The sequence below is a fragment of the Pseudomonas sp. MPFS genome (genome assembly GCF_022537035.1).
GTDB lineage: Bacteria > Pseudomonadota > Gammaproteobacteria > Pseudomonadales > Pseudomonadaceae > Aquipseudomonas > Aquipseudomonas sessilinigenes.
The window spans coordinates 880813-906165 of the sequence record NZ_CP066123.1 but is presented as its reverse complement, the minus strand read 5'-3'; the positions used below and the strand labels follow the sequence as shown (position 1 = coordinate 906165).

25 protein-coding genes are annotated in these 25353 nt (G+C 63.5%); 9 read left to right on the top strand and 16 right to left on the bottom strand.

Annotated elements, in window-relative coordinates:
- Window positions 1-74: 74 nt before the first annotated feature.
- From I9018_RS04015 to I9018_RS03990, 6 genes are read right to left on the bottom strand one after another with little or no spacing between them, the layout of a single operon-like run.
- Window positions 75-1589 (bottom strand): ABC transporter substrate-binding protein, encoded by a 1515-nt coding sequence (locus tag I9018_RS04015; protein ID WP_241108787.1) that lies wholly within the window; start codon window positions 1587-1589, stop codon window positions 75-77.
- A gap of 28 nt (window positions 1590-1617) precedes the next feature.
- On the bottom strand, window positions 1618-2589 hold the full coding sequence (locus I9018_RS04010; RefSeq protein WP_124345710.1) for an ABC transporter ATP-binding protein: 972 nt from the start codon (window positions 2587-2589) through the stop codon (window positions 1618-1620).
- Entirely contained in the window at window positions 2586-3572 is a 987-nt protein-coding gene (locus I9018_RS04005; protein ID WP_241108786.1) for an ABC transporter ATP-binding protein, read from the bottom strand. Before I9018_RS04005 ends, I9018_RS04010 begins: the two co-directional genes overlap by 4 nt.
- Window positions 3569-4420 carry an ABC transporter permease gene (locus I9018_RS04000; protein WP_241108785.1) on the bottom strand — a complete coding sequence of 284 codons (852 nt, stop codon included), beginning with the start codon at window positions 4418-4420 and terminating at the stop codon, window positions 3569-3571. The genes I9018_RS04005 and I9018_RS04000 overlap by 4 nt, the downstream gene beginning before the upstream one ends.
- Window positions 4417-5364, bottom strand: coding sequence for an ABC transporter permease (locus tag I9018_RS03995; protein WP_241108784.1), 948 nt, complete (start codon window positions 5362-5364; stop codon window positions 4417-4419). Before I9018_RS03995 ends, I9018_RS04000 begins: the two co-directional genes overlap by 4 nt.
- A gap of 3 nt (window positions 5365-5367) precedes the next feature.
- The gene (locus tag I9018_RS03990) at window positions 5368-6255 is read right to left on the bottom strand and encodes a proline iminopeptidase-family hydrolase (RefSeq protein ID WP_068577491.1); all 888 of its coding nucleotides are present in this window, start codon (window positions 6253-6255) and stop codon (window positions 5368-5370) included.
- Window positions 6256-6419: 164 nt separating this feature from the next.
- Here I9018_RS03990 and I9018_RS03985 point away from each other — a divergent pair, with 164 nt between their 5' ends.
- Entirely contained in the window at window positions 6420-7181 is a 762-nt protein-coding gene (locus I9018_RS03985; RefSeq protein WP_068577489.1) for a LuxR family transcriptional regulator, read from the top strand.
- Window positions 7182-7271: 90 nt separating this feature from the next.
- A complete protein-coding gene (locus I9018_RS03980; protein ID WP_241108783.1) occupies window positions 7272-8177 on the top strand; it encodes a proline iminopeptidase-family hydrolase in 906 nt (301 codons plus the stop codon).
- Between the two features lie 52 nt (window positions 8178-8229).
- Here I9018_RS03980 and I9018_RS03975 read toward each other — a convergent pair whose 3' ends face one another.
- On the bottom strand, window positions 8230-8847 hold the full coding sequence (locus tag I9018_RS03975; RefSeq protein ID WP_068577485.1) for an XRE family transcriptional regulator: 618 nt from the start codon (window positions 8845-8847) through the stop codon (window positions 8230-8232).
- Window positions 8848-9011: 164 nt separating this feature from the next.
- Between I9018_RS03975 and I9018_RS03970 the strand changes: the two genes are divergently transcribed.
- From I9018_RS03970 to I9018_RS03960, 3 genes are all read left to right on the top strand, one after another.
- The gene (locus I9018_RS03970) at window positions 9012-10148 is read left to right on the top strand and encodes an FAD-dependent oxidoreductase (protein WP_124345704.1); all 1137 of its coding nucleotides are present in this window, start codon (window positions 9012-9014) and stop codon (window positions 10146-10148) included.
- A 27-nt stretch (window positions 10149-10175) separates the two neighbouring features.
- Window positions 10176-10553 carry a RidA family protein gene (locus I9018_RS03965; protein WP_241108782.1) on the top strand — a complete coding sequence of 126 codons (378 nt, stop codon included), beginning with the start codon at window positions 10176-10178 and terminating at the stop codon, window positions 10551-10553.
- A 101-nt stretch (window positions 10554-10654) separates the two neighbouring features.
- A complete protein-coding gene (locus I9018_RS03960) occupies window positions 10655-11710 on the top strand; it encodes a hypothetical protein (protein ID WP_124345702.1) in 1056 nt (351 codons plus the stop codon).
- A 244-nt stretch (window positions 11711-11954) separates the two neighbouring features.
- On the opposite strand, the gene I9018_RS03955 is transcribed toward I9018_RS03960, so the two are convergent.
- Complete coding sequence (locus I9018_RS03955; RefSeq protein WP_124345701.1) at window positions 11955-12665, bottom strand: hypothetical protein; 711 nt, start codon at window positions 12663-12665, stop codon at window positions 11955-11957.
- A gap of 14 nt (window positions 12666-12679) precedes the next feature.
- Here I9018_RS03955 and I9018_RS03950 point away from each other — a divergent pair, with 14 nt between their 5' ends.
- Window positions 12680-12847 (top strand): hypothetical protein, encoded by a 168-nt coding sequence (locus I9018_RS03950; RefSeq protein WP_241108781.1) that lies wholly within the window; start codon window positions 12680-12682, stop codon window positions 12845-12847.
- Window positions 12848-12896: 49 nt separating this feature from the next.
- Here the strand turns inward: I9018_RS03950 and I9018_RS03945 are convergent, their stop codons facing one another.
- Window positions 12897-16055, bottom strand: a complete 3159-nt coding sequence (locus I9018_RS03945; RefSeq protein WP_241108780.1) for a multidrug efflux RND transporter permease subunit — start codon at window positions 16053-16055, stop codon at window positions 12897-12899.
- A gap of 12 nt (window positions 16056-16067) precedes the next feature.
- On the bottom strand, window positions 16068-17228 hold the full coding sequence (locus I9018_RS03940) for an efflux RND transporter periplasmic adaptor subunit (protein WP_225926557.1): 1161 nt from the start codon (window positions 17226-17228) through the stop codon (window positions 16068-16070).
- 132 nt (window positions 17229-17360) lie between these two features.
- Between I9018_RS03940 and soxR the strand changes: the two genes are divergently transcribed.
- Window positions 17361-17846 (top strand): redox-sensitive transcriptional activator SoxR, encoded by a 486-nt coding sequence (gene soxR / locus I9018_RS03935; protein WP_068577471.1) that lies wholly within the window; start codon window positions 17361-17363, stop codon window positions 17844-17846.
- Window positions 17847-17894: 48 nt separating this feature from the next.
- On the opposite strand, the gene I9018_RS03930 is transcribed toward soxR, so the two are convergent.
- Window positions 17895-19091: a type II toxin-antitoxin system HipA family toxin gene (locus I9018_RS03930; RefSeq protein WP_241110106.1), complete on the bottom strand. Its 1197-nt coding sequence runs from the start codon at window positions 19089-19091 to the stop codon at window positions 17895-17897.
- Window positions 19091-19342 (bottom strand): helix-turn-helix transcriptional regulator, encoded by a 252-nt coding sequence (locus I9018_RS03925; protein WP_022638979.1) that lies wholly within the window; start codon window positions 19340-19342, stop codon window positions 19091-19093. The genes I9018_RS03930 and I9018_RS03925 overlap by 1 nt, the downstream gene beginning before the upstream one ends.
- A 238-nt stretch (window positions 19343-19580) precedes the next feature.
- Between I9018_RS03925 and I9018_RS03920 the strand changes: the two genes are divergently transcribed.
- The gene (locus tag I9018_RS03920) at window positions 19581-20519 is read left to right on the top strand and encodes a cyclase family protein (RefSeq protein WP_068577466.1); all 939 of its coding nucleotides are present in this window, start codon (window positions 19581-19583) and stop codon (window positions 20517-20519) included.
- Window positions 20520-20587: 68 nt separating this feature from the next.
- On the opposite strand, the gene I9018_RS03915 is transcribed toward I9018_RS03920, so the two are convergent.
- The 3 genes from I9018_RS03915 to I9018_RS03905 form a co-directional block, all read right to left on the bottom strand.
- Window positions 20588-21037, bottom strand: coding sequence for a GNAT family N-acetyltransferase (locus I9018_RS03915; protein WP_241108779.1), 450 nt, complete (start codon window positions 21035-21037; stop codon window positions 20588-20590).
- A gap of 66 nt (window positions 21038-21103) precedes the next feature.
- A complete protein-coding gene (locus I9018_RS03910; RefSeq protein WP_124345700.1) occupies window positions 21104-22744 on the bottom strand; it encodes a glycosyltransferase family 39 protein in 1641 nt (546 codons plus the stop codon).
- 112 nt (window positions 22745-22856) lie between these two features.
- Window positions 22857-23729: an EamA family transporter gene (locus I9018_RS03905; RefSeq protein WP_241108778.1), complete on the bottom strand. Its 873-nt coding sequence runs from the start codon at window positions 23727-23729 to the stop codon at window positions 22857-22859.
- Between the two features lie 115 nt (window positions 23730-23844).
- Between I9018_RS03905 and I9018_RS03900 the strand changes: the two genes are divergently transcribed.
- Window positions 23845-24627 carry a helix-turn-helix transcriptional regulator gene (locus I9018_RS03900; RefSeq protein ID WP_124345699.1) on the top strand — a complete coding sequence of 261 codons (783 nt, stop codon included), beginning with the start codon at window positions 23845-23847 and terminating at the stop codon, window positions 24625-24627.
- A 51-nt stretch (window positions 24628-24678) separates the two neighbouring features.
- Here I9018_RS03900 and I9018_RS03895 read toward each other — a convergent pair whose 3' ends face one another.
- On the bottom strand, window positions 24679-24996 hold the full coding sequence (locus I9018_RS03895) for a hypothetical protein (protein WP_022638973.1): 318 nt from the start codon (window positions 24994-24996) through the stop codon (window positions 24679-24681).
- Between the last annotated feature and the right edge of the window lie 357 nt (window positions 24997-25353).

Genomic DNA, 25353 nt, shown 5'->3' with positions numbered 1-25353 from the left:
GCAAACAGCGCCGCCCCCTCCAGGCCATCATGCAGGGACAACGCTGAGCGTTCTCCCTGCAGCGTCCATCACCCTCAGTTCTTCACCGTCTCTTCCAGCGACAGGCGGCCCAACGGGCTCTGCTGGAAGTGCTCGATGTTCTTGCGCGAGATGTTGATGTACGGGCTGTAGTAGAGGTCGATCCAGTGGGCGTCCTGCTTGGCGATGGCCTGCAGCTCGGTGTACATCTGCTGGCGCTTGGCCGGGTCGGCCTCGACGCGGGCATCGGCCACCAAGGCCTTGACCTTGTCGTTCTTGTAGCGGGTCATGTAGTTCATGTTGGTGTCGTGCCCCAGGACGAAGGTGCTCTTCTGGTCGGGGTCGAGGATGTCGTTGGTCCAGTACATCACCGACAGGTCGTAGTCGCCATCCACCAGCATCTGCCAGCTCTGGGTCGGGTCGACTTTCTGCAGGTTGGTGGTCACGCCCACGGCGGCCAGTTGCTGCTGGACCAGGACGGCGATCTGCTCGTCGGCTTCGTTGCCGGCATTGACCACGTAGTTGAGTTTCAGGCCCGAGGCCCCGGCATCCTTCAACAGCTGCTTGGCCTTGACCGGGTCATAGGGGCGCTGCGGGTTGTTGGCGTTGTGATACAGCGCGCCCTTGGGGATGTAGGAATAGGCCACTTGGCCCAGGCCGAAGGTCACGGTGTCGACCAGGGATTTCTTGTCGATCGCCATGTCCAGGGCCTGGCGCACTTCGGGTTTGCCCAGCAGGCCGTGATCGTGGTTGATCAACAAATGATCTTCACGGGTGGAAGGGTCGGTGTGGATCACCAGGTTCGGGTCTTTCTTCAGGGTCTCGACCCGGGAGAACGGCACGAAGATCGCCGAGTCCAGCTCACCGGCCTGGACCTTGAGCATGCGGGTGTTGTCGTCCGGGATGGAGATCCATTCCACGCCGTCCAGGCTCACCTTGTCGGCCTGCCAGAAGTGCGGATTCTTCTCCAGCACCACGCGCTCGCCGCGCAGCCATTCCTTGACGATGAAGGCACCCGAGGCCACGGGCTCCTGGGCGTAGGCGTCCTCGCCGATTTTCTCCATGGCCTTCTGCGACAGGATCGAGACGTTGGGCGTGGCCAGTTGCGCGAGGAAAGGCACGGACGGCGACTTGAGGGTCACCACCAGGGTCTGCGGATCGGTGGCTTGGGCCTTGTCGATGATCTTGTAGGAATCGCTCCACAGCGAGCCCTTGTTGTCGCGAATCCGCAGCAGGCTGAAAGCGGCATCGCCGGCAGTGATCGGCGAGCCGTCGGAGAACTTGGCCGGGCGCAGCTTGAAGGTGTAGGTCAGGCCGTCGGCAGATACTTGCCAGCTTTGTGCCAAACCCGGCAGCAGCTTGGTGCCGGTGTTGTCGACCCGCACCAGCACGTCGTAGACGTTGGCAAAGACCCAGCTGTCGCGGTTCTGCGCGCTCTTGATCGGGTCGAAGGTGGTGCTTTCCTCACGGCAACCGATGGTCAGTACCCCAGCCGCCTGGGCGATACCGGCGGCCAACGAACAGAGGGTCAATGTGGCGGCGGTCAGCAACCGCAGGTGTTTCGAACGCATGGTCAAACTCCTTTTTGATGAACGTATTTCAAAGCACGGGTTCGGCGAGCACACAACGGTAGCTGTGCCCACCCAGGTCTCGGTTAGGTGGCGGTGTTGCGGTGCAGGCGGGTCGGGCCTGCCTGCAGCGCGGATGGAAGGCACAGCCGCCCGGCAGTGCCAACGGGCTGGGCGGCTCGCCCGGCAAGGGTTCGCTCGCCAAAGGCCGATTGGGGTCGATATGCGGGATCGACTGGATCAACGCAGCGGTATAGGGATGACGCGGCGCGCCGAACACGGCATCGGTAGGCCCTTGCTCGACGATCTGCCCCAGGTACATCACCGCCACCCGGCTGCACAGGCGCTGGACGATCGCCAGGTCATGGGCGATGAACAGGATCGCCAGGTTCATGCGCTGGCGCAGCTCCAGCAGCAGGTTGATGATCTGCCCCTGGATGGACACGTCCAGCGCCGCCACGCATTCATCGGCGACGATCAAGCGCGGCTCCACCGCCAGCGCCCGGGCAATCCCTACCCGCTGGCACTGGCCACCACTCAAGGCCCCGGGCTTGCGCCCGGCCAGCTCCGGCCGCAGGCCCACCAGGGTCAGCAATTCGTCGACCCGCTGGGGAATCAGTGGCGCCGCGACCACCCCCTGCACCCGCAGCACTTCGGCAATGGCCTGGCCAATGCTCAAGCGTGGATTGAGCGCCGCATAAGGGTCCTGGAAGATCATCGCCGTCTCGTGACGCAGTCGCTCGAGATCGACCTTGCGGCCTTGAGTCACGTCCACGCCATCGAACAGCACCTGTCCCGAGCTGATGTCATTGAGGCGCAGGATGGCTCGCCCCAGTGTGCTCTTGCCGCTGCCCGACTCCCCCACCAGGCCGAGTACCTCCCCGGCCTCCAGGCTCAGCGACACGCCATTGACTGCATTGAGCCATTGCCTGTTGAGCCCGAACAGGCCGGTGCCGGGCGCGGCGAAACGCACCTGCAGATCCTTCACTTGCAACAACGTCATGACGGGCTTCCGGCCAGCAGCGGGTAATGACAGGCCACGTGCTGCCCCGTCGCCAAGGCCTGCATCTGCGGCAACGACTCGCTGCAGCGGCTGCCCGGTCGCGAACAGCGTGGACTGAAGCGGCAGCCCACAGGCAACTGGTCCAGCAGCGGCGGCTGGCCGGCGATGGTCCGTAACTGGGCCTCGCCACTTGCGCTTGTGGGCTGGCAACCGATCAGCGCCGCCGTATAGGGATGTTGCGGGCGAGCCAGCAGTTCATGTTTGCTGCCGTGCTCGCAGAGCCGGCCGGCGTACATCACCGCGATGGCATCGCAGGTCTGGGCGACCACGCCCAGGTCGTGGGTGATCATGATGATCGACAACCCATGCCGGTCACGCAGGTCCAGGAGCAGGCGCAGGATCTGCGCCTGTACGGTAACGTCCAGGGCCGTGGTCGGCTCATCGGCGATCAGCACCTGGGGGTTGCAACCCAGGGCCACGGCGATCATCGCCCGCTGGCGCATGCCACCGGAAAACTCATGGGGATAACTGTCGACCCGTCGTTGCGGGTCGGGAATGCCCACCTGGCGCAACACCTCGATGGCCTCGGCCCGTGCCTCGCGCTTGGACGCCCCCTGGTGCAGGCGGATGCCCTCGCCGATCTGCTCGCCGATACGCATCAAAGGGTCGAGGTGACTGCTGGGGTTCTGGAAGATCATCCCCAGGCGCCGGCCGCGCACGCGGCGCATGCCCGCCTCATCCAGCTGCAGCAGGTCCTGCCCGGCCAGGTGCACGGCCTTGCCCTGGGCCCGCAGGTTCGTCGAAGGCAACAAGCGCATCAGGGCCCGACAGGCCATGGTCTTGCCCGAGCCGCTCTCCCCCACCAGGCCAAGGATCTCGCCTTCGGCCAGGTCGAACGACAAGCGGTCCACCAGCGTGACCTCACGCCCATGGTCATGGGCGATCACGCTGAGTTCATCGACACGCAGCACCGGTGCGTTCATGGGCGCTCTCCAAAACGCTCGGCAATGCCATCGGCCAGCAGGCTGAAACCCATGGCCAGGGTCACGATCGCCAATCCCGGGAAGGTACAGATCCACCAGGCCGAAGTGATGAAGCTCTGGCCTTCGGCGACCATGGTGCCCCACTCCGCAGTCGGTGGCTGCACGCCCAGGCCGAGGTAGCTGACCGCCGCACCGTTGAGCAGCACCAGCACCGCGTCGGACATGGAAAACACAATCGAACCGAACAGGGCATTGGGCAGCAAGTGGCGAAACAGGATGCGCCCATGGCCAAACCCCAGGCTCTTGGCCGCCAAGGCGAAATCGCTCTCCTTGAGGACCAGGATCTGCGAACGGATCAACCGCGCATAGGACACCCAGCCCACCAGGGCCATGGCGATGTAGAAGTTGCTCAGGCCCGGCCCGAGGATGGCCATGATCGCCAGCATCAGTACCAGGAACGGGAAGGCCAGGATCACATCGATCAAGCGCATGCACACGGTGTCGAAACGCCCGCCGATGTAACCGGCCAGGGCGCCGATACAGGTACCGATGAGGAACGGGAACAACACGCCGATCACCGCCAGCTGCAAGTCGATCCGCGCGCCCCAGATCACCCGGGAGAGGATGTCGCGCCCGAAGTTGTCGGTGCCAAAGGGATGGGCCAGGCTCGGCGCCAACAGGCGGATGTCGGTGTCCTGCACGATAGGGTCGTAAGGGGCGATCCAGGGCGCGCAGAGCGCCAGCAGCAACCAGCCGCCGACGATGGCCAGGCCCAGCATCGTGGCCAACTGGCCATTGCGCAAACCCAGGCCCAAGCGCCTGGCGGGGATCGAGACCTGGACGCTCATCGCATGTTCACCCGGGGATCGATCGCCACCGTCACCACATCAGCCAGGAAGTTGACCATCACCGTGGCACAGGCCAGCACCATGGCCACTCCCTGTACCACCATGTAGTCACGGGTGAAGATGCCGCGCACCAGCAACTGGCCGATACCGGGAATGGCGAACAGGCTTTCGATGACCACGGTGCCACTGATCAGCCAACCGATATTGACGGCCAGCAGGTTAACGGTCGGCACCAGCGAGTTGGGCAGTACGTGTCGGCGAAAGACCGTACGCTCAGGCACCCCCCGGGCCCGGGCGGCGGTCGCATGGTCGGCTTGCAACTCCATGAGCATGCTGGCTCGCAGGTTGCGTACCAGCACGGCAGACAGTGCCAGGGCGATCGTCAGGCAAGGCAGCACCATATGGTGCAGCTTGTCCGGCCAGGTACGGCCATAACCCGACACCGGGAACAGCCCCAGCTGCACGCTCAACAGCAGGATCAGCATGATCCCCAGCCAGAACGCCGGCAGGCCGAGGCCAGCGGTGGTGAACAGGCGGATCAGGTGATCGCTCCACCCCCCCTTGTTGCGGGCCGCCAGCGTTGCCAGGGGAATGGCAATCAGCAACGACAGCAACACACTGCCCGCTACCAGGAACAGCGTCGGCTCGATACGGGTGGCGATCAACTGCAAGGCATCGACCTTATAGAGCAGCGACTGGCCAAGATCACCCTTGAGCAGGTTCTTCAGAAAGTAGAAGTACTGCATCCACAACGGCTGGTCGAGACCGTACTGGGCACGGATCTTGATCAACGCATCCGGCGTGCTGCGTGAGCCCAGCAGCGCCCTGGCAGGGTCGCCGGGGATGGAGCGCACGAGCACGAAGGTGATCACGCTGATACCAAACAGCACCGGCAACAACTGCAACGGGCGCGACAGGATGAAGCGGTAACGCGCCAGGTTCATGGGCTAGCTCCGATGGCGCCGCAGGAAATCCAGCAGTACCGGAAAATAGGCCTGGGGCTCTTCGTAGAACGGCATGTGGCTGCTGTTGGGGAACACATGCAACTCGGCATCCTTGAGCGCCATCTTCATGCGCATGGCGCAGGCGGGCGTCAGCTCGTCGTGCTGGCCAGTGGTGATCAGCACCGGCATCTGGAAGCCCGACATCTGCTCGATGCGGTTCCAGTCCTTGAGATTGCCGGTATATAGGAACTCGTTGGGCCCCTGCATGGTGACGTACGGTCCCATGTTCCAATCGCCCAGGGAACGGTTCACCGGCGCCGGCCATTGGTCCAGGCGGCACACGTGCCGGTAGTTGAGCAGGGTGACAGCGGCCTGGTACTGGGGATGCTCCAGGGTGCCCATGGCCTCGTGGCGCTGCATCATCGCCACGGTCTCGCTGCCCAGGGCACTGCGCAGGCGCTCCAGCTCCAAGGACAGGTGCGGCAGGTCGCCGGCGGTGTTTTCCAGGATCAGGGTCTTGAGCGCCTGGGGATGATGGATGGCGTATTCGATCCCCAGCCAGCCACCCCAGGAGTGGCCCAGCAGGTGCACCCGGCCCAGGTCGAGGGTCTGGCGGACGGTTTCCACCTCGGCGACATAGCGGGTGATATCCCAGAGGGCCTTGTCGGTGGGTCGGTCCGAAGCGCCGGTGCCCAGCTGGTCGAAGGCAATGACTCGCAGCCCATGCTCCTTGAGCCAACCATGGCTGTCGCGAAGGTAATCGCAGGGCAGTCCCGGACCGCCATTGAGGCACAGCAGCACCTCATCGCCTTCGCCAAACCCATAGGCCACCACCTTGTGGCCATCGACCTGCACTTCATATCGCTGGTCCGGCTCTACTTCACGCCACATCCTTGTTCTCCATCTGGTCAATGCCCTTTTGGCGCAACCTTACCGAGGAAGCCGTACGTCCATAACCTAGTATTTCCTATAGGTTTGGTCTGGCAGTCCTTTGTCCGGGCGTGGCATTCTACCGGCCCGATTTCAGGATTGAAATTGCCAAGGGAGCTGAATGGATGCAGACCAAGCTGTCTGATTTCAATGCCCGTCTCATGTCCGGCAGGAGCCTGGACGAACAGATGGACAACGTATTGCGCATGGCCCAGGCGCTGGGCTTCGATACCCTGGTCTACGACTACAGTCCGGTGCCGCTGGACCACGAGGGAATATTGCTCACCCCTTCGGTGGTCAGGCTGCGCAACACCCCCCGTGACTGGCAATCGCTCTGGTGCCAGGAAGGTTTCTATCAGATCGATCCCGTCCAGCATGTGGCGATCAACGCCGTTTCCCCTTTTGCCTGGTCCTATCGCCCGGACGACGAGACCGTGCTGCAATCGTTCATCGGGAAAAACCATGCTCCCGTGGTGGACTACCTGCACGACTCGCAGATGACCTGCGGGGTGACCGTGCCGATTCACTTGCCCAAGGGCGGCTTTGCCACGCTCACGGGCCTGAGATCGGACGGTAATGGCGACCCGTTGCAGGATGCCCGCCAGACCCTCGGCGACTTCACGCTGATTTCCCACGCCTTGCAGGAAGCCGCCTTCCCGTTGCTGGAAAAAGAATCCGGCACCAGCCCGGTCCACCTGACCAAGCGCGAACGCGAGTGCCTGCGATTCGCCGCCGATGGCCTGACCGCAGCCGAGATTGCCAAGCGCCTGAACCGTTCCTTGGCCACCATCACCCTCCACCTGACCTCGGCCATGCACAAGCTGGGGGCCAAGAACCGTGTCCAGGCCGTGGTCAGGGCCGTGCACTACCGGCTGCTCGACAACTGAAGCCCGGCAAAACCTATCTGTTTCTCTAGTTATTCCCGGGACGCCACCCCGGTATCGTGTGTTGCAGGGTTTTTCAGAGAGCGGCAAGAAATGGAACTTCTGGCAACACGCGAAGGCTTTGCACCTTTTGGTCCCTACCAGACCTGGTATCGCATCACCGGTGACCTGGACAGCGGCCATACACCGTTGGTGGTCATACATGGCGGCCCAGGCTGCACACATGACTACCTCGATGCCTTCAAGGACATCGCCAGCAGCGGCCGCCCGGTGATCCACTACGACCAGCTGGGCAACGGCCACTCGACCCACCTGCCGGAAAAGGACCCTGCGTTCTGGAACCTGCAGCTGTTCCTTGAGGAACTGGACAACCTGCTGGACCACCTGCGCATCAGCAACGACTACACACTGCTGGGGCAATCCTGGGGCGGCATGCTGGCCAGTGCCCATGCGGCCCGGCAGCCGGCCGGCCTGCGCGCGCTGATCGTCGCCAACTCCCCGGCGGACATGCGCACCTGGGTCGAGGAAGCCAATCGCCTGCGCCAGCTCCTGCCAGAGGACGTGCAGCAGACGCTGCTCGAGCACGAGCGGGTCGGCCACTACGGGGCCGCCGAATACCTTGCCGCATCACGGGTGTTCTACGACCGCCATGTGTGCCGGATCAGCCCCTGGCCGGACGAAGTGGCGCGCACCTTCGCCCAGGTCGATGCCGATCCGACCGTCTACCACGCCATGACCGGCCCCAACGAATTCCACATCATCGGCAACACCAAGGACCTGTCCATCGTCGATGGCCTGCACCGGATCAAGGTGCCGACCCTGTTGATTTCCGGGCGCCACGACGAAGCTACGCCAACCGTGGTCAAGCCGTTCCTGGACCACGTCCCGGATATTCGCTGGGCGCTGTTCGAAGCCTCCAGCCACATGCCCCACATCGAGGAACGCATGGCCTGCATGGGCACCGTGGTGAAATTCCTCGACGAATCCCTGGCCCGCTGACCTCTTCCCTCGTCCCAGGCCTTTCCCGGGCCTGGGCCAGCAGGCGCCGGGCTCAGCGCTCGGACATCACCACCATCACCTCGGCGTCTTCCGCGCCTTCGGCCAGGTAGATATGGCCGATGCTGCTGTTGAAGTAGGCGGTTTCCTGCGGCCCGATGCTCACCTGCTCCCCCGTCTCGAACTGGATGCGCACCCGCCCGGACAGCACCAGGGCGAACTCCTGCCCGGGGTGGCGGATGTAGTCCTCGAACTGCTGCAACTCACGGGCGAAGATCCGCGCATACATGGGTGTCATGTTACGCCCGGGGAAATCACCGGCCATGGGGTGGTAGTCATAGTTGCCGGTGCTGTAGCCCGGGGCGTCGGCGATGGTGGTACTGACCACCGTGGGCTGTACCGCCCGACTGGCCATGGCCGACGGGGCAAACAGCTGGGCGATATCGACACCCAGGGCCCGGGCCGCCGCCGCAAGCTTCTCGTAACTCACCGAAACCTGGGCCAGCTCCATTTTCGACAAGGTCGACAGTGCCACGCCGGAACGCTCCGAGAGCTGCTTGAGGGTCAGTTTCTGCGCCTTGCGGATGCTGCGCAGGCGCGCGCCGACCTGGGTCCGGTCGGTCAGTGGATGGGCGGGGGAGCACGAGGCGGGCTGGGCTCGGTCGGCACTCATGGAGACTCTCTGTCTGGCGGATAAGGACTGCCGCGACAGGAGCCGGGGCCAATGGCGAAATATTACCCCATGATCTCCTGTTGACTGGAAAATTCTCATATCTTAGATTTCTCGTATGAGAGAATTTTCTCACAACCCTTTCCGGACAATGAAGGTAGTTCGCCATGCACGACACCCAATGCTTCGATTTCGTCATCATCGGCGGCGGTATTGCCGGAGCCTCCCTGGCCTACCGCCTGGCCGGCCAGGCCAGCGTGCTGGTGCTGGAACGCGAATCGCAGCCGGGCTACCACGCTACCGGGCGCTCGGCGGCGATGTTCATGGAGGCCTACGGCACACCGCAGATCCAGGCCCTGACCCGCGCCAGCCGGGCCTTTTATCAACGGCCTCCGGAAGGCTTCAGCGAGCACCCGTTGCTCGAACCCCGGGGCTGCCTGTACGTCGCCAATCACGAACAGCTGGAGCAACTGCAGCAGACCTACGACGAAACCCGCGCCCGTTCGGCCAATGTGCGCCTGATCGATGCCGACCAGGCCCGGGCCCTGGTGCCCTGCCTGCGCCCCGAAGCCACCGCTGGCGCCATGCTCGAAACCGCCGCCCAGGACCTGGATGTGCACGCCCTGCACCAGGGCTACCTGCGGGCCATGCGCCGCTCCGGCGGAACCTTGCAGTGCGACGCCGAGATCGTCGAAGCCCTGCGTGAAGACCGTCATTGGCACCTCAGGCTCAAGGATGGCCGCCAGGTACAGGCCCGCAGCCTGGTGAACGCCGCTGGCGCCTGGGCCGACGAAGTGGCCCGGTTGTGCGGCGTAGCCCCCATTGGCCTGCAACCCTGCCGGCGCAGCGCCTTCACCTTCGAAGGCCCGCAAGACACCGACTTCAGCCGCTGGCCGGCGGTGATCGGCATCGATGAAAGTTTCTACTTCAAGCCCGACGCCGGCCAGTTGCTTGGCTCCCCGGCCAATGCCGATCCGGTGCCGCCCCAGGACGTGATGCCCGAGGAGCTGGACATCGCCACCGGCATCTATCACATCGAGAACGCCACCTCCCTGAGCATCCGCCGCCCGCGCCACAGCTGGGCCGGCCTGCGCTCCTTCGTCGCCGACGGCGACCTGGTGGTGGGCTGGGACGACGAATGCGAAGGCTTCTTCTGGCTCGCCGCCCAGGGCGGCTACGGTATCCAGTCGGCGGCCGGCGTCTCGCAACTGGCCAGCGCCCTGCTGCTGGGGCAACCGGTCCCCGAAGAGCTGTTGAGCCAAGGCGTCGATCCACAGCACCTGGCCCCTGCACGCTTGCGTTAATCCATCCCAGTCCACGAGGAAAGCCCCATGTCCAACGAAATCCAGCGTTACCCCAGCTCCCTGCCCCTGCCCTTCTCCAGGGCGATCCGGGTCGGCGGCTTCCTGTTTCTCTCCGGGCAGATCCCCATGAGCGCCGAAGGCGAAGTGGTACATGGCGATATTCGCGTGCAGACCGACGCGGCCATGCAGCGCATTGGCGACACCCTGACCGAGTGCGGCGCCAGCTTTGACCAGGTGGTGAAAAGCACCGTCTGGATCACCGACATGCAGCACTTCGCCGGCTTCAACGAGGTGTACCAGGGCTACTTCAAGAACGGTTTCCCGGTGCGTTCCACCGTCGCCGCGCAACTGGCGCTGGGCGTGGACGTAGAGATCGAAGTCCAGGTCTGGGTCGGGGAGAACTGAGCCACCCACCCAACCTTCAAGTGCGATGCCCAGGATGACCACGGCCCTCCAGCGCCGTGGCGTCCTCCTTACATAACAAGAACAATCCGAGGCCAATCGTCATGAAAGAAAGTCTGAAAATCGCCGGCGCCTTCGTCGGCGTAATTGTTGGGGCGGGGTTCGCCTCCGGTCGTGAACTGCTGCTGATGTTCGTCGATTTCGGTGTCTGGGGCCTGCTTGGCGCCGTGGTCAGTGCTGCGCTGTTCACCTTCCTCGGCATGGCCCTGGCCAGCCTGGGCAGCCGCCTGCGAGCCGCTTCGCATAAAGACGTGGTGCATGCCCTCTGCGGCCGGCGCCTGGGCACCCTGGTGGACTTGATGATCACCTTTTTCATGTTCGCCGTGACCGTGGTCATGCTCGCCGGCGGCGGCGCCCTGCTGGAGCAGCAGTTCGGCATCCCGGCCATCACCGGCAGCGTACTGGTGACCCTGGTGGTGGTGGCCATCGTTTGCCTCGACGTGCACAAGGTGATCGGCATGATCGGCGCGGTGACCCCGTTCCTGATCGTCACCGCCGTGGGTATCGCCCTGTACGGCGCCGCGACCCGCCACCTGGACTTCCAGCAACTCGACCAACTGGCCGGCCAGCAGCAGGCCGGTGCCAGTCACTGGCTGCTGGGCGCCCTGCTCTATGTCTCCTACAACATCGTCGCCGGAGTACCGATCCTGGCCATCATGGGCGGTGCGGCCAAGGGCGAGAAACAGGCGATGTGGGGCGGCATCCTCGGTGGTGCGATGCTGGGTCTGTTGATGCTGGTGATGAGTCTCGGCCTGTTGTCACGCCTGGACAGTGTGGCGGAGCTGCCGATGCCGATGCTGTCGATCGCCAGCGAAGTCTCGCCGACCCTCGGCCTGCTGATGGCGCTGATCATCTTCTGCATGATCCTCAATACCGCCGTGGGCACCCTGTACTCCTTCTCCGCCCGCCTGCTGCCCGCCGGCACCCGGCAGTTCCGCATCGGCTCGATCCTGGCCGGAGCCCTGGCCTTCGTCGGCAGCCTGGTGGGCTTCATCAGCCTGGTGGGCCAGGTCTACCCGTTCTTCGGCTACCTGGGCTTCCTGCTGATCGCCGCCGTGATCATCGGCTGGCTGCGCCCACGGCGACTGGCGCTGGCGTAGACACAATCGCGCCGGCAAGCGATCAGTGATCCTATCGCTCGAGGCCGCCTGGGCCGCGACTACAGCCCGGCTCGACGCCCAATGCCAACCAGCCAAGGAACCTGTAGGAGCGAGGCTTGCCCGCGATGGACCTCAAAGCGCCGGGTTTTCCCTGTAAACACGCGCTATCGCTAACGACCCTCGTGAGCAATCGAGCGTCGACCGGCTGCTCCTACAGGGAATCACCTCGCTTGACTGACTGGCATCAGGCGTCGCTGGCCTGGCCAAGCCGACGCCAGCTCTTGTCCCACTTGGTCACCTTGTCCTCGGCATCCTTTTGCGCGGGGCGGAACACCCGCTGGTAACGCACCCCCTCCAGCTCGACGACATCCCGACTGCGGGCGTTGGGGAACTGCGCATCCAGCGCTTGCCAGGCGTGCTCCTCTTCGCTCAGTGGCAGCACCCCCAGGGCCTTCAAACGCCCTTCGATCAGCAGCACCTGGGCCTGGCGTCTTTGCAGCTCATGCTGGACGTCTCTATCGGACAACCGCTGCACACTGGCCCCCAGGCATTCGAGCAACTCTTCCCTGGCCCATTGCAGGTCATGCTCGGAGAACTCGCTCAGGTAGTTCTCCCGCTCCAGGATCTGCAACCCTTCCTGGTCCGTGAGCCGGCGGCTGTTGATCAAGGCATAGGCATAGGCGCCGGTCGGGCAGGCTCCACCTTCGTTGGTGGCGATACAGCGCAAGCGAATGTCATTGATCCGCCTGGGGTAGAAGAACTCGAACAGCTCGTCGAACTCTTGCTGCTTGAGCGCTTCCATGTGGCTGGAACACAGCCCGGCGCCCTCGGGAAAGTCCACCTCGGTGATATAGCCTCGTTCGCTCAACGCATCCACCAAGGCAGAAAAATCGATATCTCCCGTCAGGACCCTGGCCTTGAGATAACCGGAAAAGTTGAAATCGTCGGGATACATAGGCTCTCCAGTCCGTGGGGCGATCTGTTGTGTTCAGTGTCAGTGCCGATCACGGCATTGCACCAGAGGCCGTTGAGTACGATCAACCCTCTGCGCCCATGATCCAGGTGCTGGTGCAGGCACCGATGGCCAAGCCCCACTACCGCATCGAGATCATGGTGATCGCCGCGCAGCGGGCCTGAACCGGCAACGGGCGCCGCAGGCACCCGTTGCTTCCCTGTGCCGAGCGCCTCAGCCCTCGACAGGCTCGGCGCCCAGGGCATGTATCGGGCCGCCGGCCAGCTTGCGCAGGGTGACGTAGAACACCGGGGTCAGGAACAAGCCCAGCAGCGTCACCCCGAGCATGCCGAAGAACACCGTGATCCCGGTGGCGGCGCGGATTTCGCTACCGGCGCCCGTGCCGATCAGCAGCGGCACCGCCCCGGCGATAAAGGCCACCGAGGTCATGACGATCGGCCGCAGACGCAGGCGGCAGGCCTCCAGCGCCGCCTCGACAGTGCCCCGGCCCTGGGCCTCCAGCTCCCTTGCGAACTCGACGATCAGGATCGCGTTCTTGCACGCCAGGCCCATCAGCACCACCAGCCCGACCTGGACGAACACGTTGTTGTCGCCGCCACTGAGCCAGACCCCGCTCAGCGCCGCCAGCATGCACACCGGCACGATCAGGATCACCGCCAGGGGCAGGGTCCAGCTTTCATAGAGCGCCGCCAGCACCAGGAACACCAGCATCACCGCCAGGGGGAAGACCACCAGGGCCGCATGGCTCTGGGTCACCTGTTGATAACTCAGGTCGGTCCACTCCAGGACGATGCCCTTGGGCAGTACCCGGTCGGCGATTTCCTGCAACTTGGCCAGGGCCTGGGCCGAAGACAGCTGCTTGGGATCGGCATCGCCGATCATTCCCGCCGCGGGGTAGCCGTTGTAGCGCACCACCGGGTCCGGGCCGAAGGTATGGGTGACGGTGATCATCGCCGCCAGCGGCACCATCTCGCCGCGGTCGTTGCGTACCCGCAAGGCGCCGATGTCCTCGGCGCTCTGGCGATAGCGGCTGTCGGCCTGGGCCATCACCCGGTACACCCGCCCGAACAGGTTGAAGTCGTTGACGTAGGCCGAACCCAGGTAGACCTGCAAGGTGTTAAACACATCGCTCAGGGCCACGCCCTGGGCCTTGGCCTTGACCCGATCCACCTGCACCTCCAATTGCGGGATGTTGGCCTGGTAGGAACTCACCGGAAAGCTCATGCCCGGCGTCTGCGCCACCGCCGCCTGGAAGGCGCTGATCGCCCCTTGCAGGGCACCGTAGCCCAGGCCTTCGCGGTCCTCCAGGTACAGGGCATAACCCGAACCATTGCCCAGGCCCTGGATCGGCGGCGGCAGCAGCGCGTAGGCAAAACCCTCGTGTACTTGCGACAGCTTGGCATTGAGTTCGGCATTGATCTGCGCCGCACTGCGGGTGCGTTGATCGAACGGCTTGAGGATGATGTAGGCCGCCATGACGTTGGGGGTGTTCGTTCCCTGCAAGGCATTGAGGCCACTGAAGGCTGGCGCCGTCTCGACGCCCTCGACCCCCAGGGCCGTCTCGATGACCTTGCGCGTCAGCTCATCGGTGCGCGCCAGGGAGGAGCCCTCGGGCAGCTTGGTACCGGCGAACAGGTAGAGCTTGTCCTGGGTCGGAATGAACCCGCCGGGCACGATCTGGAACAGCCAGACCGTGGCGACCAGCAGCAGGCCGTAGACCGCGAAGACGCTGCCACGATGGCGCAGGATTCCGGTGACCGAGCCCTGGTAGCGTTCCGAGCTGCGATTGAAGAAACGGTTGAACACCCGGAAGAAGCCGCCCAGCAGGCGCTGGATAAAACGCTCCAGGGGGTCCTTGGCGGCATCGTGGGGCTTGAGCAGCTTGGCCGCTAGCGCCGGCGACAGGGTCAGCGAGTTGATCGCCGAGATCACCGTGGAGATGGCGATGGTCACCGCGAACTGCTTGTAGAACTGCCCCGTGACGCCCGAGAGGAAGGCCATGGGCACGAACACCGCGCACAGCACCAGGGCGATGGCGATGATCGGCCCGGAGACTTCCTTCATCGCCCGGTGCGCGGCCTCCCGCGGGCGCAGGCCCTGGGCGATGAAGCGCTCGACGTTCTCCACCACCACGATGGCATCGTCCACCACGATGCCGATGGCCAGCACCATGCCGAACAGGGTCAGGGTGTTGATCGAATACCCCAGCAGGTAGAGCCAGGCGAACGTGCCGACGATCGACACCGGCACCGCCAGCAGTGGGATGATCGAGGCCCGCCAGGTCTGCAGGAACACGATCACCACCAGCACCACCAGGATCACGGCTTCGATCAGGGTGTGCTGCACGGAGGCGATGGATTCGCGAACGAACACCGTCGGGTCCCAGACCGCCTTGTAGGCGACGTCCTCGGGGAAGTTCTGCGCCAGCTCGTCGAACTTGGCGTAGACCGCATCGGCCACCTGTAGGGCGTTGGCCCCGGGCAGCAGGAAGATCCCCACCGTGGCCTGCTCCTTGCCATCCAGGGAGGCACGCAGGGTGTAGTCGCCGGCCCCCAGTTCGATGCGTGCCACATCGGCCAGGCGCACCACCTGGCCGTCCTTGCCGGACTTGAGCACGATATCGCCGAACTCCTGCTCGCTGTGCAAGCGCCCGCGCACGTTGATCGACACCAGGAAGTCGGCGGTCTGCGGCGAAGGCTCGGCGCCCAACTGGCCCGCCGAGACCTGCACGTTCTGCTCGCGCACCGCCCCCAGCACATCGGCCGCCGTCAGGCCCCGGGTCGCCAGGGCGTCGGGGTCCAGCCACAGGCGCATGGCGTAGTCGCCAGAACCGTAGACCCCGACATCACCGATGCCGGGTAAACGCGACAGGGCATCCTTGACGTGCAGGATCAGGTAGTTGCGCAGGTACAGGGAGTCGTAATGGCCTTCCTTGGAGTACAGGCTGACGTACATCAGTGGGGTCGGCGACTGCTTCTGGGTGGTGACGCCGTATTGCCGCACCTCCTCCGGCAACCTCGACAACGCCTGGCTGACGCGGTTCTGCACCCGTACCGCGGCGGCATCCGGATCGATGCCCGGGTTGAAGGTCACGGTCAGGGCCAGGGTGCCGTTGGAACCGGCCACCGATTTCATGTACATGATGCCTTCGACGCCGTTGATCGCCTCCTCCAGGGGCACCGCCACCGACTCGGCGATTTCCTTGGGGTTGGCACCGGGGTAGGTCGCCCGGACCATGACGCTGGGTGGCACCACCTCGGGGTATTCCCCCGACGGCAGTAACGGGATCGAGATCAACCCCAGGGCAAAAATGATGATCGACAAGACAATGGCGAAGATCGGCCGGTCGATGAAGAACTTCGAGAAATCCATGTTCTGTCTCCGTCAATGGGCCGACAACGCCGGTGCATCAGGGCTCAATGGCGACTTGGCGGCAGCCGGCGCCACCTCCTTGGGCCGGATCGGCATGCCCGGGTAGAAGATCTTCTGCGCGCCGCTGACCACCACCTGGTCACCGACGGCCAGGCCCGACTCGATCACCCGCTGGCCATCGAGCAGGCGACCGAGGGTCACGTCCTTGCGCAGCGCCTTGTCTTGCGGGCCCAACACATAGACGTACTTGCGGTTCTGGTCGGTCAGGATCGCGCGATCGTCCACCAGCAATGCCTGGGTTTCCCCGGCCCCCTCCAGGCGTACCCGGGCATAGAGCCCAGGGGTCAGCTTGCCATCGGGGTTGGGCAGGACCGCCCGGGCGCGGATGGTGCCGGTGGTGGCGTCGACCCGGTTGTCCAGGAAGTCCACTTTGCCGGTATGGGGAAAGCTCTCGCGCTGGCTGGCCAGACCGACCCGCACCTGATGGGCAATGCCCGGGCGGGCGCCAGCTGCGGCCTGCTCGCTGTAGCGCAGGAAACTGTGCTCGTCGGCATCGAAGTAGACATACACCGGGTCCTGGGAAACCACCGTGGTCAATATCGTCTGATCGGCCTGGGCCAGATTGCCGGCGGTGATCTGCGCCCGTCCGGCACGCCCGTCGAACGGCGCCCGGACCTGGGTGAACCCCAGGTTAAGCCGGGCCATGGCGACATCGGCGATGGCTGCGTTCACCTGTGCCGTTCCCTGGCCCAGGGAGGCGCTGCGAATATCGCTCTCTTCGCGGGAGATCGCCGCCTGCTTGACCAGCGCCTGGCCGCGTAGGTCCTGGGCCTTGGCCAGGCGCAGCGAGGCCTGGGCCTGTTGCAAGCGCGCCTCGGCACTGGCCAGGGCCTCGCGATAGGGACGCGGATCGATCTCGAACAGCACCTGGCCCCGGCGCACTTGCTCGCCATCGCGGAACGCCACGCGATCGACGTAACCGCTGACCCGGGGCCGCAAGTCGACACTGTCCACCGCACTGATCCGGCCATTGAACTGATCCCACTCACGGATGCTGCGCAAGGCCAGGGTACTGACCTCCACTTCCGGAGCCTGCGCCGCCGGGGGCGCCTGGGTTTCACCACAGGCCGCCAAGGCCAGGACCACGCCGTACAACGCGACACCTCGCGACACACCACGGGCTCGAAAGAGAACTCGCTGGGCTGAATTCACGGACATGCACTCCCCGACAATCGAACGTTGATTTTTCAGTCGGCACGGTACAAGTTAAAGTGAACTTTAAGTAAAGCCCTCGATGGAGCAATCATGTATTCCCAAGGCGAGCCGCACCTGACCATTACCGAGATCGCCCGACGCAGTGGGGTCAATGCGTCGGCCTTGCGCTTCTACGAGTCCCGCGGGCTGATCAGTTCGGCCCGCGCCGGGAGCGGCCACCGCCGCTACCCTCGCTCGGTACTGCGCCGCGTGGCCTATATCGTGTTCGCCCAGCGCGTGGGGTTTTCCCTGGAGGAAATCAGCGAGCAGCTCAACGGCCTACCCAACAACCACGCCCCCATGGGCCAGGACTGGCAGCGCCTGTCCGCCACCTGGAAAGCCCGGGTGCAACAACGCATCGCCGAGCTGGAGCGGCTGAACATGAGCCTGGAGGAATGCATCGGCTGCGGCTGCATGTCCATGGACCATTGCAAGATGAACAACCCGGGGGACATCTACTCGCGCAACGGCTGCGGCGCCCGGCGCTGGATCGGCGACGAGAAGATCGATGTGGAGGAATTGCGGGGGGAAGCTTGAGTTTCTGGCAGCTCACTGGCTATCGGGGCTGCCAGCGTATGCCTGGAGCTAGCCGAAGGTTCTCATGAACGGCTCGGCACACTGCCTGATTGCGGCGACGACCTGGGGCGCTTGTTCAACCCATTCTGGCGAACGGGCCAACACCCGCTCCACAACTTGTAGCTGCTCGCGAATGACCTCTTCGGGCCGTGCTACATCACAGACCCTGGCAAATTCCAGCAAGCCTTGGCGCGAAGAGAACAGAGACTTGTTGCCAAGCAGATCCAGTGCCAGGACATCTTCCGGAATATACGCCGTGGTATTGACGATGTCGTAGGCCGGCGCAAGCCGTGCGTTGCGCTGGGTAGGATCGGAGTACAACAGGCCAAAATTCTTCAGGTGGGCATCGCCATTACCCACGATGCAACTCAGGCTTACCATGGCAAACAACTGGGCCAGCGAGCCCCGCACCTGCTCGGGCGCACAGAATAGGCGGACTGCCTTGGCAATCGCCGAATAACTCTTGCTGTACTTCTGTTCGGTACCCAGCCCCATCAGCGCAGCCATGTCCTCGAACCCCAGTGGATCGAGCCGCTCGTCCCGATCGAAGCGACGCATGACGAACAATTTGCCGTTGGCGGATAGATAGAACTCCGGAACCGCAATCCCCGCCTCCCGGGCCATGGACATGCAAAGAAATTCGTTGATCGCCAGCCCTGGAAACTCATCCCGGCCACTCTTGATGATCAAGTCGGAAGTCTTCGAGGTAAAACGCGGTGACATGGCGTCCTGCTGCTCAGGCACCAGCACCTTGGGCTGAACGCCCGAGATACCGGCGCGCAGGATGTAGCGATCCACCAGGCCAGCGAAAATATCCTCGGCACCGTCCCAGGCCAGGATTTCCTCAAGCCGTTCTCCGGCAAACTGCTGGCGTTGCAAGAGCGCATCGATTTCAGGGGAGTGCACCATTACTCGGCCGATGGGAGAACTGCTGCCAGACAGGGCCAACAGCAACATGGGATCGATGCTCACCAATTTGGCCAGACGGTTGCGCAACTGCTCCAGGACATAACCTTCCGGCAGGTTCATCTGGAAAATCGGGTGCAGCTCGTGGTAGCGGTATTCCTCCACGCGCACAGGCATCAACAGACTGATAGCTGCCTGGGCCACGGCGCCTTCGTGGTAGCGAAACAGATAGTCCCCGGCGGTATTGAAGACCTTTCCACTCCCACCCTCTGGCGTTGCGACTTGCAGCATGGCCGGCATCACTCGAACACTCCCTGGATCTCATCCAACGTGGGCATGGCGGCAGGCATCAGAGTGAACTCACAGTCCAGGGCTGCCAGTACTCGTGCGTAAGCCATCATGCCCACCGACAAATCGCCCCTTTCGATGGTTATGACTTTCTGCCGGGTAATGCCCGCCAAGGACGCCAAGCTGGCCTGGGTCAACCCGCGGTTCAGGCGGCGCTGGCGAATCTGCTCGCCTAGACGCAATGTAATGAGTGCATGATCCATGTTCTATATACGTAACAGTCAAACATTAAAGTAACGTATACATTACCTATAAAAAAATCAAAGCGACTCAGACCAGTTGCATTCCAGGCCCCAGGAGAAGCGGCTCCTGACCATCGGCGATACGGATTCCAGCCGCTATTCCTGACTTCTACGAACAAATGTATTGAGCATACCTGCCTGTTTCCCCCAGGCTGCGCCACGTACCTTGGCCCCACTGCAACTTGCCAAGGACTTTCCCATGTTCAATCGTTTGATCCTGCCCTTTACCCTGCTGTTTTCCATCGGTGCGGCCCATGCCGCCGATACCCAGAAGTGGTACCCCTCCAAATATGGCGCGCAAGACGAGATCGGCGCGGTCAACCTGCTGGATGCCCAGTCGGTGCTCGATGCCGCGAAGCTGATCAAGACCGGCAAGACCTACCCGCTGGCAGTGCCCATCGACAAGAACCTGCCGGCCTTCCGCCATCGCAGCTTCCACCTGACCAACGTGCAACCCGGCGAAGCCGGCGGCACCTCCCTGGGCCCCAACAAGTTCACCTTCAACGATGAACTGGTGGTGGGCTGGACCGGGGTCGGCACCCAACTCAACGGTATTGGCCATATCGGTATCGACAACGTCTACTACAACGGCAATCGCGCGGCGGACTTCGTCAGCGTCGAGGGCGTGAAGAAGCTCGGTATCGAAAAGGTACCGCCGATCGTGACCCGGGGCGTGGTGCTGGACATGACCGCCGTCTACGGCAAGGCCATCGTCCCGGAGAAGACCGAATTCACCGTCGCCGATATCCAGAAGGCCCTGGACTTGCAAGGCATCAGCATCCGCAAGGGTGACGTGGTGCTGTTCAACACCGGCTGGCTGGAGCTGATCGGCAAGGACAACCAGAAATTCCTCGCGGTCGAGCCCGGTATCGGCATGGAGGCAGCCAAATGGCTGGTGGACAAGCAGATCGTGGCCTTCGGCGGCGACACCTGGGCCTCGGAAATCTACCCGGCCAAAGATGGCCAGGAGTTCCCGGTCAACCAGTACATGCTGGCCAAGAACGGTATCTACAACCTGGAGCTGATCGACAGCCGCGCCCTGGTGCGGGACAAGGCCTGGGAGTTCATGTTCGTCCTCGGCCAACCGCTGTACAAAGGCTCGACCCAGGTCAACATCAACCCGGTAGCGATCCACTGATCGGCTGATCCAGACCTGAAAAAGCCGCGGACCTCCCTGGAGGCCGCGGCTTTTTTTGTAGCCACGCCTTAAAGCGGGCGCGCCATGATCAGCGTCCGCTCCTCGCCGTCGAGCTGCTCGCGCACCGTGCGAAACCCCAGGCGCGCATAAAATCCTTCGGCAGTGATCGAGGCCGGGACGATCAGCGACTGCTCGCCAGACTCCCTGGCCACTTGCTGCAAAGCCAGCATCAAGCATCGGCCGATGCCTCGCCCCTGCCATGCCGGGTCGACGAACATCGTGCGTACCGCACGCCCATCCAGGCTCGCAGTGCCCAGCAGGGCGCCATCGACCAAGGCCACGAACATCCGCCGACTCTGCATCAGGTGCAGTACCCCATCCGCAGTGAAGCTGGCCTTGACCCGCTCGATCACACTGGCCGGGTAATCCTGGGCATTGCTGGTGAGCAGGGCTGCCAGGATCACCTGGCTGATCCGCGTTGCATCGGCCGCCTCGGCCTTCCGTACCTGACACTGCATGAGCGCTCCCTGCCTGCTCCTGACCAAAGGTCCAAAATACGTTCTGCAGCGATGGCTGCCAAGCCGCTAGGGCAGCTTGAACACCAGGCAGGGATTATCGTTCAGGCGCCCCTCGTACACCGGTTGCAGGTGCTCCAGCGAGGTCCCCTGGAGCAGTCCTCGCTCCTTGCGCGCCACGATCACCCAAGCGCCATGCGGCAGCTCATCCAGTTGTTCCGGCGCGTCGCCACTGACAAACAACGGCCGCTCGTCATAGTCCAGGTTCATCATGTAGCGCACCGCCCAGGTGTCCTGGCCAAGCTTGAAGAACACCAGCGCACCTGGCTGCTGTGCACGCAAGCGCTCGACCTGGGAGACGAAGCCCTGGGTATCGAACTGCAAATCCTTGGCCGGGTCCACCACCGTCACCAACAATAGCCACTGCGCCGCCAGCGCCAGGCCGCTGAGCAGCACCAGGCGCCTGCCCAGGTCCGCTGCGGTGCGCCGCCAGTGGTACAACACCAGCGCTTGCAACAAGGCGAAGATCACGATCAACAACGGCATCGACACCGGTGGCCAGTAGCCGTGTTTGCCCCAGCTATGGCGCAGGATGAACAGCACCACGATGCACAACCCCGGCAACAGGGCCACCAGCCATTGATAGCCCTTGCCCAACCTGGCCATCCACCCCTTGGCATTGAGCAAGCCGTAGGCCGCCACGGCAGCGAACATCGGCACCATGGGCAGGATGTAATAGGCGCGCTTGAAGTTCGGTACGGAAAGCCCGAACAGGATCATCAGGCCACAGGCCCCAAGACGCAGGACCAGTTGCAGCTGCGCATCGACATGGCGTCGTGCCCACTGGCGCCGTAGAACCCAGAGCGTGGCCAGGGCCAATGGCACTACCGGGAAGTAGCGGTACAGCGATAGCTGGAAGTAGAAGTAGAACGGCTCACCGCTCTCATCCAGGCGCCCCCTCACCTGCATGTCATAGACCTGCTGGACAAAACCGTCGCCGCCACTGATGTAGGCGAGCTTCATCAACAACCACCAGCAACCGGCCAGCAGCACCAACCCCGCCATGCCGTAACCCACGACGCGCATGAACATCGCCTTGCGCGCTTGAGGCGTTCGAACATCGCCCAGCAGCCAGTAGAAACAGGCCACGCCACAGACCTCCACCACCCCCAGGGGGCCACGAATGGCGAAGGCCAGCACCATCAGCGGCAGTACGGCCCACTGGCGCAGCCGCGAGCCAAGCTGCTCACCGCTGTGCAACAGATAGAAGCTGCCCAGGCACAACAGCGACACCATCTGGTCCAGGCAAACCGAGCGTGACTTGTCCAGCAACTGGCTGGTCAGGGCCGTGAGCAAAACCGCCAGCAAGGCCCAGGTTCGCCCCATTGGCGCCAGCAGGCGGTACAACAACGCCAGGACCCCGGCCGACGCCAAGGCCGTGGGCAACACATTGGCCAGGTGATTGGGCGCCCCGAAAGCCTGGGCAAACAGATAGCTGAAAAACGTCGCAGTGCCGGGGTAATCCGGGTAGGGCTGGCCATAGGTGGTGGGAAACAGGCTGGCGCCATGACGGAACATTTCCTGCAGGAACAGCGCCCAGCGGCCATCGAACCCCTGGGGTTGCTCGTCCCAGATGCCCCAGGTAAACAGCACCAGGGCCACCAGGTACACAGCCCAGGCCTGGGCCACGAAACGATTTTCTCGAAGCATCTTCGCTCTACCAGAAAGTGCCGTTCCAAAGGCCCGGCGGAAGGCTGGCAATGTTGCAGGAGCGATCACTGAACGATGCCTGAACGAGGCTTGAAAAAACCTCCTCGCCCACTTATCGCCACACACCCCCAAACCGCCAGCGCACCTGGCCCACCAACAACGCCAGCAGCACCAGGAGCATGGACAGCCCGTCGTCGAGCGTCACCTGTTGCCCCAGCAACACTATCGAGCCTGCGGTACCGAACAGCGGAATCAGCAACGACAAGGGAGCCACTCGGGACACCGGGTACTCGCGCAATAGCAGGTTCCAGCCCCAGTAACAGAAATGCGTCGCGACATAGACCTGGAACAGCAGCGAAAAGATCGAAGTCCAGGAAATTTCTCCGACCAGCTGCACGAAAGGAGCATTGCCGTGGCTCAGCCAGGTCAGCACCAGCAAGGGCAACGGGGCGAACAGGCTGGCCCAGACCACGAAGGCGAACACTTCCCGAACCCCGCAGCGCTTGATGATGACGTTGCCCAGGCTCCAGCTGAATGCACTGACCAACAGCAAGGCATAACCCAAGGTGGTGGCCTGCCCGGGACTGGTGCCGACGATCCGCAGCAAGCCCCAGGCCGCCAAGCCGGTGGCCAGCACCTGTGACAGGCGCAGGCGTTCGCCAAACAGCAGGACGCCCCAGCCCAGGGAGAAAAAGGCACTGAACTGGATCAACAGCGAAGCGGTTCCTGGAGCGACGCCCTGCTCAATGCCCAGGTTGATCAGAGCCCACATGGCCACGCCGAAAATCAAGCCATAGGCCACCAGCCAGCCCCAGGCCACCTGCGGACGCGGAATCAGGAACACCCAGGGCAGCGCTGCCAGGGTGAAGCGCAGGGCGGTGAGCAACAACGGATCGATATTGGCCAAACCGAGCTTGGTGACGGGAAAGTTGAGCCCCCATAGAGCTGTCACCAGCAAGGCCAGGAACAGGTGTTTGTTCTGCATATCGCACACTCCGGTAAAGACAGTCGCAGGTCATTCCCCGACCGGGAGCGAACTATCAACGTGTGCGGCCATGGCCCGCTTGTAGTATCAGGTCAGATTCCATTAAATTCGGGCCATGCACCCGACCGATATCGACCCCTACGAAAACACGCCTCGAGATGCCGTGGTGACCGCCACGCACTACCAGGACGGCCAACACTTTGGCGAGCATCGTCATCGACGCGGGCAGTTCGCCTACGCCGCCTCGGGAGTGATCAGCGTGTTCACTGAACAGGGCAACTGGGTCGTACCACCGCAACGGGCGATCTGGGTGCCGGCCGATGTCCCCCATGCCATGCAGATGAGCGGGCCGGTGCTGATGCTCAACACCTATGTACGGGTCCGTGCAGCCAACCGACTGGGCCTGCCTGGCCAGTGCCAGGTGCTGGAGGTGTCCGAACTGCTGCGCCAGTTGCTGATCCGTGCCGTGGACATTCCTCCCCGCTACGCCCCCCAGGGCATACAGGGTCAGTTGATGAACCTGCTCCTGCATGAGATTGGCGCCATGGTCGCCCTGCCGCTCAACGCACCACTGCCCGCCGAACCGCGCCTGATGAAGGCCTGTCGTGCCTTGCTGGAACAGCCATCACTGGAATGGACGATCGATGAGATGGCCCGGCGGGCCGGCATGAGCCGACGCACGTTCACCCGCCTGTTTCGCCAGCAGACAGGGGTCAGCTTCGTCCAATGGCGCCAGCAGGCCTGCCTGCTGGCGGCGGTGGTCCGCCTGGGCAATGGCCAGCCCGTGACCCGGGTGGCCACGGACCTGGGCTACAGCAGTCCAAGCGCCTTCAGTGGCGTGTTTCGCAAGGTATTGGGACAGGCGCCCAGCCGCTATTTCGCCCAGGCAAGGGACTGAGGGACAACGGCCCGGCAGATTGCCCGCCAGGCCGAAACGAGCGCCCCCGGATTACAGGAACACCGCGGACAACATTCCCAGTGCGCCCAGGCAGAAGCCGATCAGCGCACCGCGCCCGGGCATCTGCTGGAACAGCGCCCAGATCACCAGCGGCTCCAGGAGCAGCAGCGAAGTCACCGAGACCACGGTGACGATCCAGATATCCCCCACCGCCATGTACCCCAGCCAGTAGGCCGCCAGCAGGCAAAGCCCGCCCAGGCACATGATCAGCACCGGCACCAGCAGCCCGCTGCTCCCCGTGTTGCCGGCATGGGCCAGCCGCGCCACCACCACTTCACTGTAGATGGCGCAGAACTCGCCCAGCACCATCAGCCCTACAGCAGAAACTCCGAGTAATTCTTTGGACATGAAACAAACCCCTTCGTATTGAGAGCCCGATTTTTCAGCTCCCAGGCATTGATCGCTCCGTTGACGGAGCCGGCATGGCAATGCACAGGGGTGCGGGGCAACTCGGTTACGTTGAGGAACTTGATCATCTCCATCTCCTTGGCTGGGCGAAACCACAAGGCCCGCGACTGGGGCCGCGAGCCGTCACCTGTATAGAGTATTTCAGCGACAGCTGTCATCCACCGGCAAGCGCTCCCACACAAAACACACACAAACTCCACCCAGCGCAGCGGTCGCCATCGATAACCTGGCCCGGTCATCAACTCCCGGAAAGGGACT

Coding starts and splice junctions, on each gene's coding strand:
- I9018_RS04015 (WP_241108787.1), bottom strand. CDS start 1,589: ATGCGTTCGAAACACCTGCGGTTGCTGACCGCCGCCACATTGACCCTC.
- I9018_RS04010 (WP_124345710.1), bottom strand. CDS start 2,589: ATGACGTTGTTGCAAGTGAAGGATCTGCAGGTGCGTTTCGCCGCGCCC.
- I9018_RS04005 (WP_241108786.1), bottom strand. CDS start 3,572: ATGAACGCACCGGTGCTGCGTGTCGATGAACTCAGCGTGATCGCCCAT.
- I9018_RS04000 (WP_241108785.1), bottom strand. CDS start 4,420: ATGAGCGTCCAGGTCTCGATCCCCGCCAGGCGCTTGGGCCTGGGTTTG.
- I9018_RS03995 (WP_241108784.1), bottom strand. CDS start 5,364: ATGAACCTGGCGCGTTACCGCTTCATCCTGTCGCGCCCGTTGCAGTTG.
- I9018_RS03990 (WP_068577491.1), bottom strand. CDS start 6,255: ATGTGGCGTGAAGTAGAGCCGGACCAGCGATATGAAGTGCAGGTCGAT.
- I9018_RS03985 (WP_068577489.1), top strand. CDS start 6,420: ATGCAGACCAAGCTGTCTGATTTCAATGCCCGTCTCATGTCCGGCAGG.
- I9018_RS03980 (WP_241108783.1), top strand. CDS start 7,272: ATGGAACTTCTGGCAACACGCGAAGGCTTTGCACCTTTTGGTCCCTAC.
- I9018_RS03975 (WP_068577485.1), bottom strand. CDS start 8,847: ATGAGTGCCGACCGAGCCCAGCCCGCCTCGTGCTCCCCCGCCCATCCA.
- I9018_RS03970 (WP_124345704.1), top strand. CDS start 9,012: ATGCACGACACCCAATGCTTCGATTTCGTCATCATCGGCGGCGGTATT.
- I9018_RS03965 (WP_241108782.1), top strand. CDS start 10,176: ATGTCCAACGAAATCCAGCGTTACCCCAGCTCCCTGCCCCTGCCCTTC.
- I9018_RS03960 (WP_124345702.1), top strand. CDS start 10,655: ATGAAAGAAAGTCTGAAAATCGCCGGCGCCTTCGTCGGCGTAATTGTT.
- I9018_RS03955 (WP_124345701.1), bottom strand. CDS start 12,665: ATGTATCCCGACGATTTCAACTTTTCCGGTTATCTCAAGGCCAGGGTC.
- I9018_RS03945 (WP_241108780.1), bottom strand. CDS start 16,055: ATGGATTTCTCGAAGTTCTTCATCGACCGGCCGATCTTCGCCATTGTC.
- soxR (WP_068577471.1), top strand. CDS start 17,361: ATGTATTCCCAAGGCGAGCCGCACCTGACCATTACCGAGATCGCCCGA.
- I9018_RS03930 (WP_241110106.1), bottom strand. CDS start 19,091: ATGCCGGCCATGCTGCAAGTCGCAACGCCAGAGGGTGGGAGTGGAAAG.
- I9018_RS03925 (WP_022638979.1), bottom strand. CDS start 19,342: ATGGATCATGCACTCATTACATTGCGTCTAGGCGAGCAGATTCGCCAG.
- I9018_RS03920 (WP_068577466.1), top strand. CDS start 19,581: ATGTTCAATCGTTTGATCCTGCCCTTTACCCTGCTGTTTTCCATCGGT.
- I9018_RS03915 (WP_241108779.1), bottom strand. CDS start 21,037: ATGCAGTGTCAGGTACGGAAGGCCGAGGCGGCCGATGCAACGCGGATC.
- I9018_RS03910 (WP_124345700.1), bottom strand. CDS start 22,744: ATGCTTCGAGAAAATCGTTTCGTGGCCCAGGCCTGGGCTGTGTACCTG.
- I9018_RS03905 (WP_241108778.1), bottom strand. CDS start 23,729: ATGCAGAACAAACACCTGTTCCTGGCCTTGCTGGTGACAGCTCTATGG.
- I9018_RS03900 (WP_124345699.1), top strand. CDS start 23,845: ATGCACCCGACCGATATCGACCCCTACGAAAACACGCCTCGAGATGCC.
- I9018_RS03895 (WP_022638973.1), bottom strand. CDS start 24,996: ATGGTGCTGGGCGAGTTCTGCGCCATCTACAGTGAAGTGGTGGTGGCG.